Below are 15,327 nucleotides of genomic sequence, written 5' to 3'. Positions count from 1 at the left end.
GGCCCCCAAACAGATCATCTGTGCAGCAATGCGCAAGCTCCTACATTTTGTCTACGCCGTTCTTAAATCGGGCCAGCCATTTGACCCGAATTTTGCGCTTGCCCGATGAGGGACAAGACGGTATCTATATGGATTGATGTACATCCTGTAGGAGCTGCCGAAGGCTGCGATCTTTTTTGCCCGCGAAAAACACACAGGCACAAAAAAGCCCCGCTTTTGAGGGCGGGGCTTTTTACTAAAGCAAGTACAAGTTAGATAACTTGAACTTCTTCAGCTTGCATGCCTTTCTGACCGCGGGTAGCGATGAAAGAAACCTGTTGGCCTTCTTTCAGGCTTTTGAAGCCGTCGGATTGGATAGCTTTGAAGTGAACGAACAGGTCGTCACCGGATTGTGGAGTGATGAAGCCGAAGCCTTTTTCATCGTTGAACCACTTAACGGTACCGGTTTGGCGATTAGACATGGTGTAACTCCTTGAACAAAGATAACTGCGACTCAGGAAGAACCCTGGCCGAGACTGAGTGCAAAGAGCAGGAAAAATTCTTGTAGATGGTTGGATCGAAATTCAACATATCGTGTAGAGATTCTCAGTGACACAAGCAGCACAGTGGCGCCACCTTAACCCTTTTTCCGGAACGTGCCAATGCTTCTTGCGAAGGTTTCTCGGTTTTCATGATCGACGGTGCACCGTATTGTTTCGAAGGTCCGTAAATTCAGGGTGATCGTCGAGAATTGTGCCGAGCACTTTGAACCCGGCGGCGCGCACCGGTAAGATGCCGGACAGTTTTTTCCACCTCGCTATTCAGGACACCGCCATGAGCATCAAATCGGACAAGTGGATTCGCCGCATGGCGCAGGAACACGGCATGATCGAGCCGTTCGTCGAGCGCCAGATGCGCGGCAGCGACGATAGCCGTGTGATCTCCTACGGTGTGTCGAGTTACGGCTACGACGTTCGTTGCACCAATCATTTCAAGGTGTTCACCAACATCAATTCGGCCATCGTCGATCCGAAAAACTTCGATGCCGGCAGCTTCGTCGACATCCACAGCGACGTCTGCATCATCCCGCCGAACTCCTTCGCCCTGGCCAGCACCGTCGAATACTTCCGCATACCGCGCAACGTATTGACCATTTGCCTGGGCAAGAGCACCTACGCTCGCTGCGGTATCATCGTCAACGTCACCCCGCTTGAGCCGGAGTGGGAAGGTCACGTGACCCTGGAATTCTCGAACACCACCAACCTGCCGGCGAAGATCTACGCCAACGAAGGCGTGGCGCAGATGCTGTTCCTTGAGTCTGACGAAGAGTGCGAAGTTTCCTACAAGGACCGTGGCGGCAAGTACCAGGGCCAGCGCGGCGTGACCCTGCCGCGGACCTGAGTCAACCGTCTGACAAACCGTGGGAATTCTTGAGCGGGCGTACACTCTATGAAGTGTACTGCCCGATCCGCGCAAGGCGGATCGGGCCTTCGCTCAGGAGTGCTATATGAAGATCGACCCGAAGATAAGTGCCGAACTGGCAAGGCTTGAGCCCAATCAGGTTGGCGTTCTGGCCTGGTCCTTGTTGGCACACCCGCCGATCAGCATGGCAGGGGGCATCCCTGGCCAACCTGATCCCGATACCCCCAATGAACAACCCACCGAACCTGGTGAGCCCACCCTGCCGGATGAGCCGCCTCCCGCGCCTGTGGCTTGATCACAGGATCATTGTTGGAGCGAGCTTCGCGGTGGGCGCAACGGCAACGCATTTATTCACGTACCCTTGTGACCGTTGACGTTCCTCACGTAGCCCGCTCCTACGGGGTGACCGGCCAAATTTCATTGTCACCGATGACGAAGATCCGACAGTTCTCGTCCTGCTCGACCGGGTAGCCACCGGTAAACGCACCGAAAGCCGGCAGCAGGCTGACATCGGTTCCCAGTCGGAAACATGCCAGCCGCAGGCTCTGACGACCTCTGCCATGTAGCCGATAGACCGGATGCACATGACCGGCGAGTACATGGCGGGTCGGATGCCGGGCCGGTTCATGTTGCAGGGCGAACGGCCCGAGCACCAAGGGCTCAGGCACTACGCGAATATTCAGCGCGGCTGGCGGGTCGCCAGCGCTTTTGTCGTGATTGCCGCGGATCAGCGTCATGGCAAGGTCGCGGTGCCGCGCTCGCCAATGGGCTAATGCCTCCAGAGTGGCCGGTGCGTGGGAGCCTCGGCCGTGGAGAAAATCGCCGAGAAAAATCAGCTGCCGACAGGGCAGGGTGTTCAGTACGATGTCCAGCATGGCGATATTTTTCCGGGTGGTTCCTTGGGGAACGGGTTGGCCGAGACTTCGGTAAGCGGCGGCCTTGCCGAAGTGCGCGTCTGCGATGAGTAACGCTTGTTGCGTCGGCCAGTAGATGGCCTTTTCCGGCAGCAACCAGAGCTCCTCACCAGCCAGGAGTACCGGGTACGGTGTGCTCATTGGGCGTTCCCAATGTCGGCGGATTGCTCCAGATCGCTGACCATGCGCCTGATGCGATCGGCGAGTTTTTCCGAACTCATGCTTTCGCGCATGCGTTCCACCAGCAGCGGAAAACCGAGCGGTGTAGGACGCTTGACCAAGTGCATGTCCAGTTTCATCCGGTTGATGCGCTCCAGTGTCAGTTCAAGGCGACGAATATCCAGCTCTTGCCGTAATACCTCTTCCCCGGCTTGAGCCAGCAACAGGTTGTCGGCGTCATATTGTTTGAAAACTTCATAGAACAGACCACTGGAGGCCTGAACCTGACGGGTACTTTTCGGCGCACCGGGATAGCCGGCGAAAACCAGCCCGGCAATCCGCGCGATTTCCCGAAAACGTCGCAAGGCAAGTTCTCCCGCATTCAGGCTGGCCAGCACGTCGTTCAAAAGATGATCTGCACTGAATAACGCGCTATCAAGTCGCTGCATCCAATCGACAGGTGTGGCACTGAGCAATTCCAGGCCGTAATCATTGACCGCAATCGATAGTGTCAGCGGTTGTCGCCGGCTGATTCTCCATGCCAGCAGACTGGCCAGCCCCAAATGCACCTGGCGTCCGGCGAAGGGGTAGAGGAAGAGGTGCCAGCCTTCGCGGGACTTCAGTGTTTCAGCCAACAGACTGTTCTCGGTTGGCAACCCGGACCACTGTTGCTGCACCTCCAGCAGCGGACGCAACGCCTGCATTTCGGGCCCTATGAACTGGCCGCCTGCTGCCGCCGAGAACCGCGCGACCACTGCATGGGCCAACTCGCTGGACAACGGCATGCGCCCGCCATTCCAACGCGGCACCGCGGCTTTTTTCACGGTGCTGCGCTTGACGTAGGCGGTCATGTTCTCCACCCGCACCAGCTCCAGCAATCGGCCGGCAAAGAGAAAACCATCGCCAGGCCTGAGACGGGCGATGAAGTTTTCTTCGACACTGCCCAATTGCTTGCCACCGCCGCCCTTGCTCCAGAACTTCAGCTGGATGCTCGCATTGCTGACGATGGTGCCGATGCTCATGCGATGCCGCCGGGCCAGTCGCGCATCAGGTACCCGCCAGACACCCTGTTCATCAGGTTCGACCCGGCGATAGTCGGGATATGCTGTCAGAGAAAGTCCGCCGTGACGCACGAAAGCCAACGCCCAAGCCCAGTCTGCCGGGGAGAGGTCGCGATAAGCCCAGGCGCTGCGCACTTCTTCATACAGCTCATCAGGTACAAATCCGCCTCCCAGTGCAATGCTAACCAGATGTTGCACCAGGACATCCAATGGCTTGCGGGGCGAAAAGCGTGATTCGATGCGACGTTGCGCCACCGCATCCTGTGCCGCTGCGGCTTCGATCAATTCAAGGCTGTGGGTCGGCACCAGCGAGACCCGTGACACCCGCCCCGGTGCGTGACCGGAGCGCCCTGCACGCTGCATCAGCCGCGCCACGCCCTTGGCGGAGCCGATTTGCAGTACCCGCTCCACCGGCAGGAAGTCCACCCCCAGATCAAGGCTGGAGGTGCAAACCACCGCTTTGAGCTGACCGTCCTTGAGTGCGCGTTCGACCCAGTCACGTGTGTCGCGGGACAGTGAGCTGTGATGCAACGCGATCACTCCGGCCCAGTCCGGTCGAGCGTCGAGCAAGGCTTGATACCAGATCTCCGATTGCGCACGAGTGTTGGTGAACACCAGGCTGCTGGAACTGGATTCGATCTCGGCGACGACTTGCGGCAGCATCTTCAAGCCAATGTGCCCAGCCCAGGGAAAGCGTTCAAGGTTGGGCGGCAGCAGCGTGTCGACCTGCAATGTCTTGGTGGTTTGGCCTTGAACGCTGATACCGCCGCCCTGTGGGATCAATACTTGCTCGGCATGGGGTTGATTGCCCAGCGTCGCGGAAACACCCCAGACGATCAATTCAGGGTGCCAACGTCGCAAGCGGGCCAATGCCAGTTGCAACTGCACACCGCGCTTATTGCCAAGCAGTTCGTGCCATTCATCAACGACCACCATGCGCAGGGTAGCGAGCGCGGTTTGCGCGTCGGCGCGGGCGAGCATCAGGGTCAGGCTTTCCGGGGTGGTAATGAGGGTAGTTGGCAGTCGACGAGTTTGGCGCGCCCGTTCGCTGTTGCCGGTGTCGCCGGTGCGCAGGCCGACAGTCCAGGGAATCTGCAAGTCGTGTAGCGGCGCTTCCAGCGCCCGAGCGGTGTCAGCGGCAAGGGCGCGCATGGGGGTTATCCACAACACTGCCAGCGGTTCGGCGATGGGATTGCGCTTGCGGGGTTTTTCAACCCGAGACGTGTAACGAGCAAAACGATTGAGCGCGGCAAACCAGACGGCGTAAGTTTTACCGGCGCCGGTGCTGGCGTTCAGTAAACCGGACTGGCCTTGTTTTACCGCTGCCCACACCTGTTTCTGAAAGACGAACGGCTTCCAGCCGCGAGCGATGAACCAGTGTTTTGCGTAGTCTGGGGAGGTACCCATGCGGGCGTGTGCGCTCTGAAAGTGTTCTTTCAGTGACCGCAGTGCGAGTGAACAAGTTTAATCGCGGTAGGTTTTGAATTCTTGAACGACACCCAAAGCCTGTAGGAGCGAAGCTTGCTCGCGAAGGTGTGTCAGTCGACACCGTGGTGCCTGACACACCTTCGCGAGCAAGCTTCGCTCCTACAGGGGGACGGGGCGGTTACTTGAGGTTACCGCTCAGGAATTGCTTCAGGCGTTCACTCTTCGGATTGCCCAGCACGTCTTCCGGTGCGCCTTCTTCTTCCACCAGGCCTTGGTGCAGAAACAGCACCTGGCTCGATACTTTGCGTGCGAAGCTCATTTCGTGGGTGACCATGATCATGGTCCGGCCTTCTTCGGCGAGGCCCTGGATCACCTTGAGCACTTCGCCCACCAGCTCCGGGTCGAGCGCCGAGGTCGGTTCGTCGAACAGCATGACTTCCGGTTCCATGGCCAGCGCCCGGGCAATCGCCACGCGTTGCTGCTGACCGCCGGAGAGGAACGCCGGGTACTGATCGGCCACCCGTGCCGGCAACCCGACCTTGTCCAGATAGCGGCGGGCACGGTCTTCGGCTTCCTGCTTGCTGCAGCCCAACACCCGGCGCGGGGCCATGGTGATGTTTTCCAGCACGGTCATGTGGCTCCACAGGTTGAAGTGCTGGAACACCATGGCCAGACGGGTGCGGATCCTTTGCAGTTCATCGGGATCGGCGACATGCATGCCATGGCGATCCTTGGCCATGCGAATCGCCTGGCCGTCGAGGCTCATGGCGCCGTCGTTGGGCTGTTCGAGAAAGTTGATGCAACGCAGAAAGGTACTTTTGCCCGAGCCGCTGGCGCCGATCAGGCTGATGACGTCGCCGGTGTTGGCCTTGAGCGAAACGCCTTTGAGCACCTCATGATCGCCATAGCTTTTATGCAGGCCTTCAATGGTCAGTTTGTACATGGAACAAGCATCCTCAAGGCGAAAGTAGGTAGCCGCTGCGATAGGCTTCGGCGCCCGCGACGTGGGCGATCACCATGCCGGCGGTGGCCATGCGGCGCAGCGAACGGGCGTACATCAACCCGGCGGCGGTGCAATGGACCGGTGTGACACGGTCGGAGATCGGGTCAATGATTTCGGCGATCAGTTGCCCGGCTTCCAGGTATTCCCCCGGCAGTGCGGTGAACACCAGCAGGCCGCCGGCCGGCGTGGCCACAGGTTCGACACCGGCCAGCGGCGTGGCCGGGTAGGGCAGGTCGGGCAGGGGCGCCGGTTCGCCGGCAATCGCACCGAAGTGAATCAGGTAGTCGATGATCGCCTGGCAGTCGAGGCTGGCCAGTGGGTGATTGACGTCGCCCTGGCCACGCAGTTCGACGGTGACCGAAAAACTGCCCAGTGGAATATCGAAGTGCTCGCCGAAGCGCTCCTTCAATTGCCACCAGAGCAGGGTGAAGCATTCGTCGAACGACTGACCGCCGGAATCGGTGGCCAGCAGGCTGGCTTCGGAACCGATGTAGCGCGCCAGCGGCTCGACCTGCGGCCAGGCTTCGGGCGTGGTGTACAGGTGCGCGACCGCTTCGAAATCGCAATGCAGGTCCAGCACCATGTCGGCATCGCAGGCCAGCCGCTGCAGGGTCAGGCGCTGGGATTGCAACTGGGTGCTGGCGGTCTGGCGTGCCAGTGCTTGACGCAGGCTGTTGCGGATCAGATGGAGGTTGCGTTGCGGATTTTCGCCGAGTTGACCTTCGATGTCGTTGCCGACCTCTTCGCTCAAGTCGACGAACCAGCGGTTGAAGTTCTGCCCGCTTTCCAGCTCGTAGCGGCCCAGCGGTACATCCATCAGCACTTGTTCCAGGCCGACCGGGTTGGCGACCGGTACCAGGACAATTTCGCTGCGCAGGCAGCCGGCGGCTTCCAGCTCCGCCAGGCGTTGCTTGAGGTGCCAGGCCACCAGCATGCCGGGCATTTCATCGGCGTGCAGGGACGACTGGATGTAGATCTTGCCTCGGGCCGAGGTCGGGCCGAAGTGGAAGCTGTGGATCTGGCGTGCGGTCCCCGGCAGGGGAGACTGCAGGTCATGAATCTGGTGGCGCATCTCTTGTTTCCTGAAGCAGTGTTGAGCCCTAGTGGGTCGGCCCGAGGAAGGCCAGCCATCGGCGTTCGGCAAGACGGAACAGGCCGACCAGCGCAAAGGTGACGGTCAGGTAGATCAGCGCGGCGATGCCGAACGACTGGAAGGTCAGGAAGGTTGCCGAGTTGGCATCCCGCGCGACTTTCAGCACATCAGGGATGGTCGCGGTGAACGCCACGGTGGTCGAATGCAGCATCAGAATCACTTCGTTGCTGTAATACGGCAACGAGCGACGCAGGGCCGAAGGCATGATCACGTAGGCATACAACTTCCAGCCGGTCAGGCCGTAGGCCTTGGCCGCTTCGACTTCACCGTGGGCCATGCTGCGGATCGCCCCGGCGAAAATCTCCGTGGTGTAGGCGCAGGTGTTCAGGGCGAAGGCCAGGATGGTGCAATTCATCGCATCGCGGAAAAAGCTGTCGAGCAGCGGTTGCTCACGCACCGAGGCCAGGCTGTAGATCCCGGTGTAGCAGATCAGCAGCTGGATATACAGCGGCGTGCCACGGAACAGGTAGGTGTAGAACTGCACCGGCCAGCGAATCAGGACGTTCGGTGAAACCCGGGCGATGGACAGCGGAATCGATACGATGAAGCCGATGAAAATCGAAGCGCTCAGCAGCCACAGGGTCATGGCCAGGCCGGTGATGTTCTGACCGTCGGTGTAAAGGAAGGCTCTCCAGTATTCCTGCAGGAGTTCGATCATCGTACGGCCTCCCGTGTACCGGCAGCGTAGCGGCGTTCGAGCCAGCGCAGAATGATGTTGGAGGCACTGGTGATCACCAGGTAGATCAGGGCGGCGAGTACCAGGAAGTAGAACAGTTGATAGCTGCTTTTACCCGCATCCTGGGCGGCCTTGACCAGGTCGGCCAGGCCAATGATCGACACCAGCGCGGTTGCCTTGAGCATGACCATCCAGTTGTTGCCGATACCCGGCAAGGCAAAGCGCATCATTTGCGGGAACACCACGATGCGGAACCGCTGGCCGCGTTTGAGTCCGTAGGCGGTGGCCGCTTCGACCTGGCCGCGAGGCACTGAGAGGATGGCCCCACGGAAGGTTTCGGTGAAGTACGCGCCATAGATGAAGCCCAGGGTAAGTACGCCGGCGCTGAACGGGTCAATCTCGATGTATTCCCATTCCATGTAGTCGGTGAGCGATGTCAGCCAGGTTTGCAGGCTGTAGAAGATCAGCAGCATCAGTACCAGATCCGGCACCCCGCGAATCAGCGTGGTGTAGCACTGGGCAGGCAGGCGCAGCAATTTGACTTTCGACAGTTTGGCACTGGCGCCGAGCAGACCGAGCAACACGGCCACCAGCAGCGACATCGCCGATAATTTGATGGTCATCCAGGTGCCTTGCATCAGCAACGGACCGAAGCCCTGGAGGCTGAAGGCTGAGAGCCCCAGATTTTGCAGGAGGTTTTCGAACATAAATCAGCAACCTGATCGGATGAAAAAAGCGCCCATCGCGAGATGGGCGCCGGGCATTATTTGCCGCTGTACAGATTCAGATCGCCAAAGTGTTTCTTCTGAATGGTGGCGTAGGTGCCATCATCGTGTAACGCTTTGATACCTTTATCCAAAAGCGCTTTCAGCTCGGTGTTACCTTTCTTAATACCGATCGCCGTCTTGGATGGCAGCAGTTCGCTGTCGACCGGTTGGCTGACTTCGTAGCCTTCGCCTTTTGGCGACTTCAGAAAGCCCAGTTCGGCTTGCAGCATGTCCTGGATCGCGGCATCGAGACGACCGGAAGTCAGGTCCGAATACACCTGGTCCTGGTTCTGATAGGCCTGGGTTTTCACGCCCGCCTTGTCCAGCACGGCTTTGGCATAGGCTTCCTGGATGGTGCCTTGCTCGTAGCCTACGGTCTTGCCCTTCAGCGAGGCGACGTCTGCGGTCAGGCCGGAACCTTTCTTGAACACGTAGGCGGTTGGGCCGGAGAACAGTTCGCTGGAGAAGTCGATGACTTTTTCGCGGGCCGGGGTGACGGTCATCGAAGAGATCACGCCGTCGAATTTATTGGCCTTGAGGCCCGGAATCATGCCGTCGAAATCGCTTTCGACCCATTTGCACTTGACCTTCAGCTCGGCGCAGATTGCGTTGCCCAGATCGATGTCGAAGCCCACCAGGCTGCCGTCGGCCGCTTTCGACTCGAACGGTGCGTAGGAAGGGTCAACGCCGAAACGCAATTCCTTGTATTCCTTTGCCAGCGCAGAGCCAGCAGCGACGCACAATGCCAGTGCAGAAAGGGTCAGCAATGCTTTTTTCATTATTCAATCCCTAAGAACCAATATGAGCGCTTGTGGCGCAGAATTATTGTTACTGGTAAGCGTAAGACCTAATGAAAGTAGCAATTTCCGAACCAGAGTGCCGAACAAGCGTTTAAAAGGTTTTCGGGAAATTGCCGGATGGGATTAGTGCACGAAAACGGGCGCGGTGGAAAGCCTGCACTGATATGGATCAGGCAGTCGCAAATCCCTGTGGCGAGGGAGCTTGCTTGTGGCGAGGGGATTTATCCCCGTTGGACTGCGAAGCAGTCCCAGCCTTTGTGACCACACTGAGATTTGGGGGTTGCTGCGCAACCCAACGGGGATAAATCCCCTCGCCACAGATAACCCCACGCCACAAGGGCTCGTCAGCCGAGCAAATTTTGCAAGGTCGCCAGGTTGTCCGCTTCCTCGACGGTTTTATCCTGCCGCCAGCGCAACATCCGCGGAAACCTCACCGCAATCCCGCTCTTGTGCCGCTTGGACAAGGCAATCCCCTCGAACCCCAGTTCAAACACCAGGCTCGGTTTGACGCTGATCACCGGGCCGAACTTCTCCACCGTGGTCTTGCGCACAATATTGTCGACCTGGCGCATCTCTTCATCGGTCAGCCCCGAATAAGCCTTGGCGAACGGCACCAGCGCGCGTGCGCTGGCGTCGGGCGGGCCGTCCCACACGGCGAAGGTGTAATCGCTGTAAAGACTGGCCCGGCGTCCGTGACCGCGTTGCGCATAAATGAGCACTGCGTCGACACTGAACGGGTCGACTTTCCATTTCCACCAGACGCCCACATCCTTGGTCCGGCCAACGCCATAGAGTGCATCACGGGCCTTGAGCATCATGCCTTCGACCCCCAGTCGGCGAGACGCTTCGCGTTGCCGGGCGAGGTCGAACCAGTCATCGCCGGTGAGCAACGGCGAAGCGAGCAACACCGGGTGGTTGCTGTGGGCGATGACCTGTTCCAGTTGCGCGCGACGCCGGGCCTGCGGCTGGTTGCGCCAGTCTTCGCCGGCCCATTCCAGCAAGTCGTAGGCGAGGATGACCACTGGCACATCGCTCAGGATCTTTTTACTCAGGGTTTTGCGGCCGATCCGTTGCTGCAGCAAGGCGAAAGGTTGCACGGCGGGTGATGACGGCGATTGAGGGTTGAAGGCGTCCTCGGTTCCAGGGTGATCGGCTTTCCAGGCCACGATTTCCCCGTCGATCACCGTACCATCGGGCAGGCAGTGGACCAGGCTCTCCAGTTCGGGAAAACGCTCGGTGACCAATTCTTCACCCCGCGACCAGATCCACAGTCGCCCGGCGCGCTTGACCACTTGGGCGCGGATGCCATCCCATTTCCATTCCACTTGCCAATGGCTGGCCGGGCCGAGCAGTGCTTCGAATTGTTCGACCGGTTGCGCCAAGGCATGGGCGAGAAAAAACGGATACGGCTGGCCACCGCGCTGGGCATGCTCGTCGGTTGATTCTGTGGCGATCAACTTCAAGTAACTGGCCGCGCTCGGACGGTTGGACAGGTCGGTGTAACCCACCAGGCGTTGCGCCACGCGTTTGCTGTCCAGATGAGCCATGGCGGCGAGTGCGCGGGTTACCAGCAACTTGGAGACGCCGACGCGGAAACTGCCGGTGATCAATTTGATGCAGAGCATCAGGCTGGCGCGGTCCAGTTGCGACCAGAGCCTGGGGAGCTGTTCGGCCAGCACCTCGGGCGATTCGCCGCGCAATGGCAGCAGTTTGTCTTCAATCCATACCGCCAGTCCGTCAGTGGACGTGTGCGGCGCTTCGGGCAGCACCAGCGATATGGTTTCCGCCAGATCGCCCACGGCCTGATAACTCTCGTCGAACAACCACGGCGACAGGCCTGAATACGCCACCGCCAGTTCCCGCAGGATGCGCACCGGGACCAACTGCCTGGGCCTTCCTCCGGACAGAAAATACACCGCCCATGCGGCATCTTCCGGGGCGGCCTGGGAAAAGTACTGTTGCATGGCCGCCAGTTTGGCGTTGCTCGATGTCGTGGCATCGAGTTCGGCGTACAACTCGGCGAAAGCCCTCATGGCAGTACCTCGACGTGCTCGGGTTCAGTGGTTTGAGGTTCTTCTTCGTCATCGCCGTACTCGGTATTGAAACTTTGGGCGTCGAGGCCTTTTTCGCGCAGGTGGCGCACCAGCACCGCGACAGAGCCGTGGGTGACCATCACCCGTTCGGCACCGGTCTGCTCGATGGCCCAGAGCAGGCCGGGCCAGTCAGCGTGATCGGACAGCACGAAACCACGATCCACGCCGCGCCGCCGACGGGTACCGCGCAGACGCATCCAGCCGCTGGCGAAACCGTCGCTGTAATCGCCGAAGCGGCGCATCCAGGTACTGCCGCCAGCCGAGGGTGGGGCGATGACCAGCGCCTTGCGCATGATCGGGTCACTCTTTTTGACGTCGCCGGCATACAGCGTCGGCGGCAGGTAGACGCCGCTCTCGCGATAAACACGGTTCAGTGGCTCAACCGCACCATGGGCCAGGATCGGGCCGAGGCTGGCGTCGATGCCGTGGAGGATGCGCTGGGCCTTGCCGAAGGCGTAGCAGAACAGCACGCTGGTCTTGTCTTCGCCAGCATTGGCTTGCCACCACTGATTGATTTCGGCGAAGACCTGCGCCTGGGGTTGCCAGCGATAGATCGGCAGGCCGAAGGTCGATTCGGTGATAAACGTGTGGCAACGCACCGGCTCGAACGGCGCGCAGGTACCGTCGGGCTCGATTTTGTAATCACCGGAAGCGACCCAGACTTCACCGCCGTATTCCAGGCGTATCTGGGCCGAGCCGAGTACGTGGCCGGCGGGGTGAAAGCTCAAGGTGACGCCGTGGTGCAGCAAGCGTTGGCCATAGGGCAGCGTTTGCAGATTGATGTCCTGTCCCAATCGCGCGCGCAGAATCCCTTCGCCGGGCGTCGCCGCCAGATAATGCCGGTTACCGCTGCGCGCATGGTCGCCATGGGCGTGGGTGATGACCGAACGCTCGACCGGGCGCCACGGGTCGATATAGAAATCCCCCGCGGGACAGTACAAACCTTCGGGACGCGCGATAACAAGATCCATGTTGTTGCCCAACTGGAGGCACTTGTTAGCTATGAGGTTCGCGCGAGGCGAGAAGTTCTATCGATTTTTTCGAGGATGAACATCAAATCAATGTGGGAGCGAGCCTGCTCGCGAAAGCGGTGTGTCAGTCACTTTAAATGTTGACTGGCTTGGCCCCTTCGAGAGCAGGTTCGCACCCACAGAGATAGGCGGCGATATTTATTTACCCGGTGTCAGGGTCAATCGCTTGGTTCCGTATACCCGGTCAAAGTTCTGCGGTTGCATCGGCAAGCTCATGTATTGCCCCTTGACCCATGGGTCGATGCTGTTCAGGTAGTTCGGGCTGGCCGGGTTGCCGGACTGGCCGGTGGCGAGCTGGCCTGTCAGCGGTTCGGCTTGGCCGAAGTCGACGATAAAGCGCATGGCCGGTACCAGCGTGGTATTGAAATCCTGGCCCCAGGCGAACGCGGCGGTGTTGAGCGTGGTGTGATCGCCGCCGGCCGGCAGCGGACCGCGCACGGTCTGGCCACTGCTGTTCTTCCATTCGTAGCGGTGCAGTTTGCCCCACTGCCAGGCCTTGTGATCGCCGCCCAACTGACTGTCGCCGGCGCTGATCGCCGCGGCCAGGCTGCGTGCGAGGATGGCCGGCTTGTCTTCCTTCTGCGCGGTGCGCGCGTCATCCCAGAATGGACTGTCCTCGCGCCCCAGCAAGTGATCGGCCTGTGCGGCGTATGACAACTTGCCATTGGCGATGAAGGCTTTCCACGCCGGGCCACTTTCCGGCCCCAGTTCGTCGAGGAAGATCTGTTTGGTGCTTTCTTGCAGGAACAGCTCGTAGATTGCCGCGTCGGCAGAGGTCGGGCTGAGTTTGCCGTCGAACGCCATCAACCGGGTATAGGCTTCGTGCGCCTTGCCGCGATCGGCAACCGGCAGCGCTTCGATGGCCTGCTTGAGCGGTTGAGCCATGCCTGGCGCTTCGAACATCTTTTTCAGTTTGGCGGCGAATGTGGTGGTCTGGTCGTACTGCATGGCAATCAGGCTGCGGGTGTCATGTTTACCCGCGCCGGCCAGTTCGGCCAGGCGTTCGCCACGTTCAGGCGCCGACCAGGAATTGGACAGTTGCATGCCATAGCCATGGGGAATGACCCGCTGATTGGCGGTGCCGAGCCAGCCTTGCGCCGGGTCCTGATCGTAGGGGTGCAGCATCGGGTCGGCGTAACCGTCCCAATCGTAGCGTCCTTCCCAGCCCGGTGAGGGCAGCAGACCTTCGCCTTCGCGGCGGTTCGGGTAGCGGCCGGTGACCTGCCAACCGATATTGCTGGCGTCGGCAAACACCAGGTTCAAGGCGATGGCGCGGATCTCGCGGCTGGCATCCGAGGCCTTCTCGACGTTCTGTGCACGGGACAGGTCAAAAAACGCGTCCAGGGTTTTGTCGTCGGTGAAGTTCGGCGTCTGCAGGGCCAGGCCGAAACCGCTGCCCTGGGCCAGACCCTGGGCGCTGTTGAGCAGCGGGCCATGGCGGGTTTCGTACACCGCTTCGCGAATCGGCCGCTGGCCTTTGACGAAATAGGTTTCGTTGCGCACGATCGCAGGCGTCCATTTGCCATTGGATTCATAGGCAAGGCCATTGCCCTGGCGTTTGATTTTCTCCAGGAACAGGTCCTGGTTGTCGCCCATGACCGTGGTCATGCTCCACGCCACTTTGCCGTTGAACCCGCCCAGCACCATCGGCAAGCCGGCGATGGTCACACCGGAGGCCTGGTACTTCGGTGCGCGAATCTGTACGTAGCTGAACAACGACGGCACGCCCATCGGGCCATGACTGTCGCTGGCCAACAGGCTTTTACCGCTGCGGCTGCGTTGCGGGGCAATGGCCCAGTTGTTCGAGGAAGTGGCGCCCAGCAGATTCAGGTCAGAGAGTTGTCCTGTGGCTTTGCTGATCTCCACCAGGCCCGGTAGTTGTCCGTTGAGCTTTAAGCCTTGCAGCTTTTCGCTTTCGGCCAACGGCAGTTTTTCGTCAGGCGCTGAAGGCGTCAGCCACGGCAACTTGTCGGTGGTCACCGTTTGGGCCAGCACCAGCGTGGAAATCTCTTCGGGCAGGTTGGCCGACTGGCTGAAGTTCAGCAGGCAGAAAATCAGCGCCGAATCTTCCGGCTTCCAGTATTCAGGCTTGTAACCGCTGGCGGTGAGGTCGGCCGGCAGTTTGTCGCGGTAGCGGAACAGGTAAGCATTTACCCCGCGGGCGTAGACTTCAAAGAAGCGCTTGAGGCGTGGCGAAGACGCCTTGTACAACTCAGCGGCGCTTTTCTTCAGGTTGACTGCACGCATGTAGCGGTCGGCATCCAGCAGGTCCGAACCGTGCATTTCGGCCAGGCGCCCCTGGGCCAGCAAACGCAGCGTAACCATTTGCGTGATGCGGTCGCTGGCGTGCACGTAACCGAGGGTAAACAGCGCATCGTGGAACGTGCTGCTTTCGATCAACGGCATGCCCATGGCATTGCGGCGCACCGAAACGTTCTGTGCCAGCCCCTTTAACGGTTGTACGCCCACTGTGGGCGGCAGGGTGTCCTGGGCATTGAAGCTCTGACAACCGGTCAGGCTTAAAACCCCCGCCACTGCTGCGGCAACGCCGAACCGGGGTAGAAAATGTGTAAGGGCTGGCGAGGCCATGGCAAAGCTCCTGCGGGGGTGGTAGCGCAATAAAGTCGCTACGTTAGTGAGCAGGAGGGGGCGGCGCAAGCGGAGGAAGATCTTATTTCAGCATTTGTCCGAGAATCCAAAAAGATCGCAGCCTTCGGCAGCTCCTTGTATCTCGACTATCGCTCCATCAGGAGCGATAGTTCTCGACTGATCATCGAGGGAGGGACTTGGAAGCCGTGCAGCTCCTTAGGCTTTTTGCCTGTGATGTAGATCGTGCTCCAG

The 15,327-nt window shown here is 59.9% G+C and carries 13 protein-coding genes; 2 read left to right on the top strand and 11 right to left on the bottom strand.

Features of this window, described 5'->3' with window-relative positions; all coding sequences use genetic code 11:
• Positions 1-251: 251 nt before the first annotated feature.
• On the bottom strand, positions 252-461 hold the full coding sequence (locus tag CKW21_RS30130) for a cold-shock protein (RefSeq protein ID WP_002554837.1): 210 nt from the start codon (positions 459-461) through the stop codon (positions 252-254).
• Positions 462-813: 352 nt separating this feature from the next.
• Between CKW21_RS30130 and dcd the strand changes: the two genes are divergently transcribed.
• Together dcd and CKW21_RS30120 are read left to right on the top strand one after the other, a co-directional pair.
• Positions 814-1,380 (top strand): dCTP deaminase, encoded by a 567-nt coding sequence (gene dcd, locus CKW21_RS30125; RefSeq protein ID WP_007940589.1) that lies wholly within the window; start codon positions 814-816, stop codon positions 1,378-1,380.
• A gap of 106 nt (positions 1,381-1,486) precedes the next feature.
• Entirely contained in the window at positions 1,487-1,696 is a 210-nt protein-coding gene (locus CKW21_RS30120) for a hypothetical protein (protein WP_095197445.1), read from the top strand.
• 100 nt (positions 1,697-1,796) lie between these two features.
• Here CKW21_RS30120 and pdeM read toward each other — a convergent pair whose 3' ends face one another.
• The 10 genes from pdeM to CKW21_RS30070 form a co-directional block, all read right to left on the bottom strand.
• Positions 1,797-2,456: a ligase-associated DNA damage response endonuclease PdeM gene (pdeM, locus tag CKW21_RS30115; RefSeq protein ID WP_095197444.1), complete on the bottom strand. Its 660-nt coding sequence runs from the start codon at positions 2,454-2,456 to the stop codon at positions 1,797-1,799.
• Positions 2,453-4,942 (bottom strand): ligase-associated DNA damage response DEXH box helicase, encoded by a 2,490-nt coding sequence (locus CKW21_RS30110; RefSeq protein WP_095197443.1) that lies wholly within the window; start codon positions 4,940-4,942, stop codon positions 2,453-2,455. Before CKW21_RS30110 ends, pdeM begins: the two co-directional genes overlap by 4 nt.
• Positions 4,943-5,141: 199 nt before the next feature.
• Positions 5,142-5,906, bottom strand: a complete 765-nt coding sequence (locus CKW21_RS30105; protein ID WP_095197442.1) for an ABC transporter ATP-binding protein — start codon at positions 5,904-5,906, stop codon at positions 5,142-5,144.
• Between the two features lie 13 nt (positions 5,907-5,919).
• The gene (locus CKW21_RS30100) at positions 5,920-7,038 is read right to left on the bottom strand and encodes a succinylglutamate desuccinylase/aspartoacylase family protein (protein ID WP_095197441.1); all 1,119 of its coding nucleotides are present in this window, start codon (positions 7,036-7,038) and stop codon (positions 5,920-5,922) included.
• A gap of 28 nt (positions 7,039-7,066) precedes the next feature.
• On the bottom strand, positions 7,067-7,777 hold the full coding sequence (locus CKW21_RS30095; RefSeq protein ID WP_095197440.1) for an ABC transporter permease: 711 nt from the start codon (positions 7,775-7,777) through the stop codon (positions 7,067-7,069).
• Complete coding sequence (locus CKW21_RS30090) at positions 7,774-8,502, bottom strand: ABC transporter permease (protein WP_095197439.1); 729 nt, start codon at positions 8,500-8,502, stop codon at positions 7,774-7,776. Before CKW21_RS30090 ends, CKW21_RS30095 begins: the two co-directional genes overlap by 4 nt.
• Positions 8,503-8,558: 56 nt before the next feature.
• Positions 8,559-9,341: a transporter substrate-binding domain-containing protein gene (locus CKW21_RS30085; protein WP_095197438.1), complete on the bottom strand. Its 783-nt coding sequence runs from the start codon at positions 9,339-9,341 to the stop codon at positions 8,559-8,561.
• Between the two features lie 365 nt (positions 9,342-9,706).
• Positions 9,707-11,395, bottom strand: a complete 1,689-nt coding sequence (locus tag CKW21_RS30080; protein ID WP_095197437.1) for an ATP-dependent DNA ligase — start codon at positions 11,393-11,395, stop codon at positions 9,707-9,709.
• A complete protein-coding gene (locus tag CKW21_RS30075) occupies positions 11,392-12,426 on the bottom strand; it encodes a ligase-associated DNA damage response exonuclease (RefSeq protein ID WP_095197446.1) in 1,035 nt (344 codons plus the stop codon). Before CKW21_RS30075 ends, CKW21_RS30080 begins: the two co-directional genes overlap by 4 nt.
• Before the next feature lie 198 nt (positions 12,427-12,624).
• Positions 12,625-15,075, bottom strand: coding sequence for a penicillin acylase family protein (locus CKW21_RS30070; RefSeq protein WP_095197436.1), 2,451 nt, complete (start codon positions 15,073-15,075; stop codon positions 12,625-12,627).
• Positions 15,076-15,327 lie beyond the last annotated feature (252 nt).

This window comes from Pseudomonas sp. Irchel 3A7 (assembly GCF_900187565.1).
Classification (GTDB): domain Bacteria; phylum Pseudomonadota; class Gammaproteobacteria; order Pseudomonadales; family Pseudomonadaceae; genus Aquipseudomonas.
Note: the sequence above shows the minus strand (reverse complement) of the source record. Positions and strands in the feature narration are given on the sequence as shown.

Bases quoted from the DNA above. Each gene is read 5' to 3' on its own strand.
- CKW21_RS30110 (WP_095197443.1), bottom strand. From the start codon at position 4,942: ATGGGTACCTCCCCAGACTACGCAAAACACTGGTTCATCGCTCGCGGC.
- CKW21_RS30130 (WP_002554837.1), bottom strand. From the start codon at position 461: ATGTCTAATCGCCAAACCGGTACCGTTAAGTGGTTCAACGATGAAAAA.
- CKW21_RS30085 (WP_095197438.1), bottom strand. From the start codon at position 9,341: ATGAAAAAAGCATTGCTGACCCTTTCTGCACTGGCATTGTGCGTCGCT.
- CKW21_RS30100 (WP_095197441.1), bottom strand. From the start codon at position 7,038: ATGCGCCACCAGATTCATGACCTGCAGTCTCCCCTGCCGGGGACCGCA.
- CKW21_RS30080 (WP_095197437.1), bottom strand. From the start codon at position 11,395: ATGAGGGCTTTCGCCGAGTTGTACGCCGAACTCGATGCCACGACATCG.
- pdeM (WP_095197444.1), bottom strand. From the start codon at position 2,456: ATGAGCACACCGTACCCGGTACTCCTGGCTGGTGAGGAGCTCTGGTTG.
- CKW21_RS30090 (WP_095197439.1), bottom strand. From the start codon at position 8,502: ATGTTCGAAAACCTCCTGCAAAATCTGGGGCTCTCAGCCTTCAGCCTC.
- CKW21_RS30105 (WP_095197442.1), bottom strand. From the start codon at position 5,906: ATGTACAAACTGACCATTGAAGGCCTGCATAAAAGCTATGGCGATCAT.
- CKW21_RS30120 (WP_095197445.1), top strand. From the start codon at position 1,487: ATGAAGATCGACCCGAAGATAAGTGCCGAACTGGCAAGGCTTGAGCCC.
- CKW21_RS30070 (WP_095197436.1), bottom strand. From the start codon at position 15,075: ATGGCCTCGCCAGCCCTTACACATTTTCTACCCCGGTTCGGCGTTGCC.
- dcd (WP_007940589.1), top strand. From the start codon at position 814: ATGAGCATCAAATCGGACAAGTGGATTCGCCGCATGGCGCAGGAACAC.
- CKW21_RS30095 (WP_095197440.1), bottom strand. From the start codon at position 7,777: ATGATCGAACTCCTGCAGGAATACTGGAGAGCCTTCCTTTACACCGAC.
- CKW21_RS30075 (WP_095197446.1), bottom strand. From the start codon at position 12,426: ATGGATCTTGTTATCGCGCGTCCCGAAGGTTTGTACTGTCCCGCGGGG.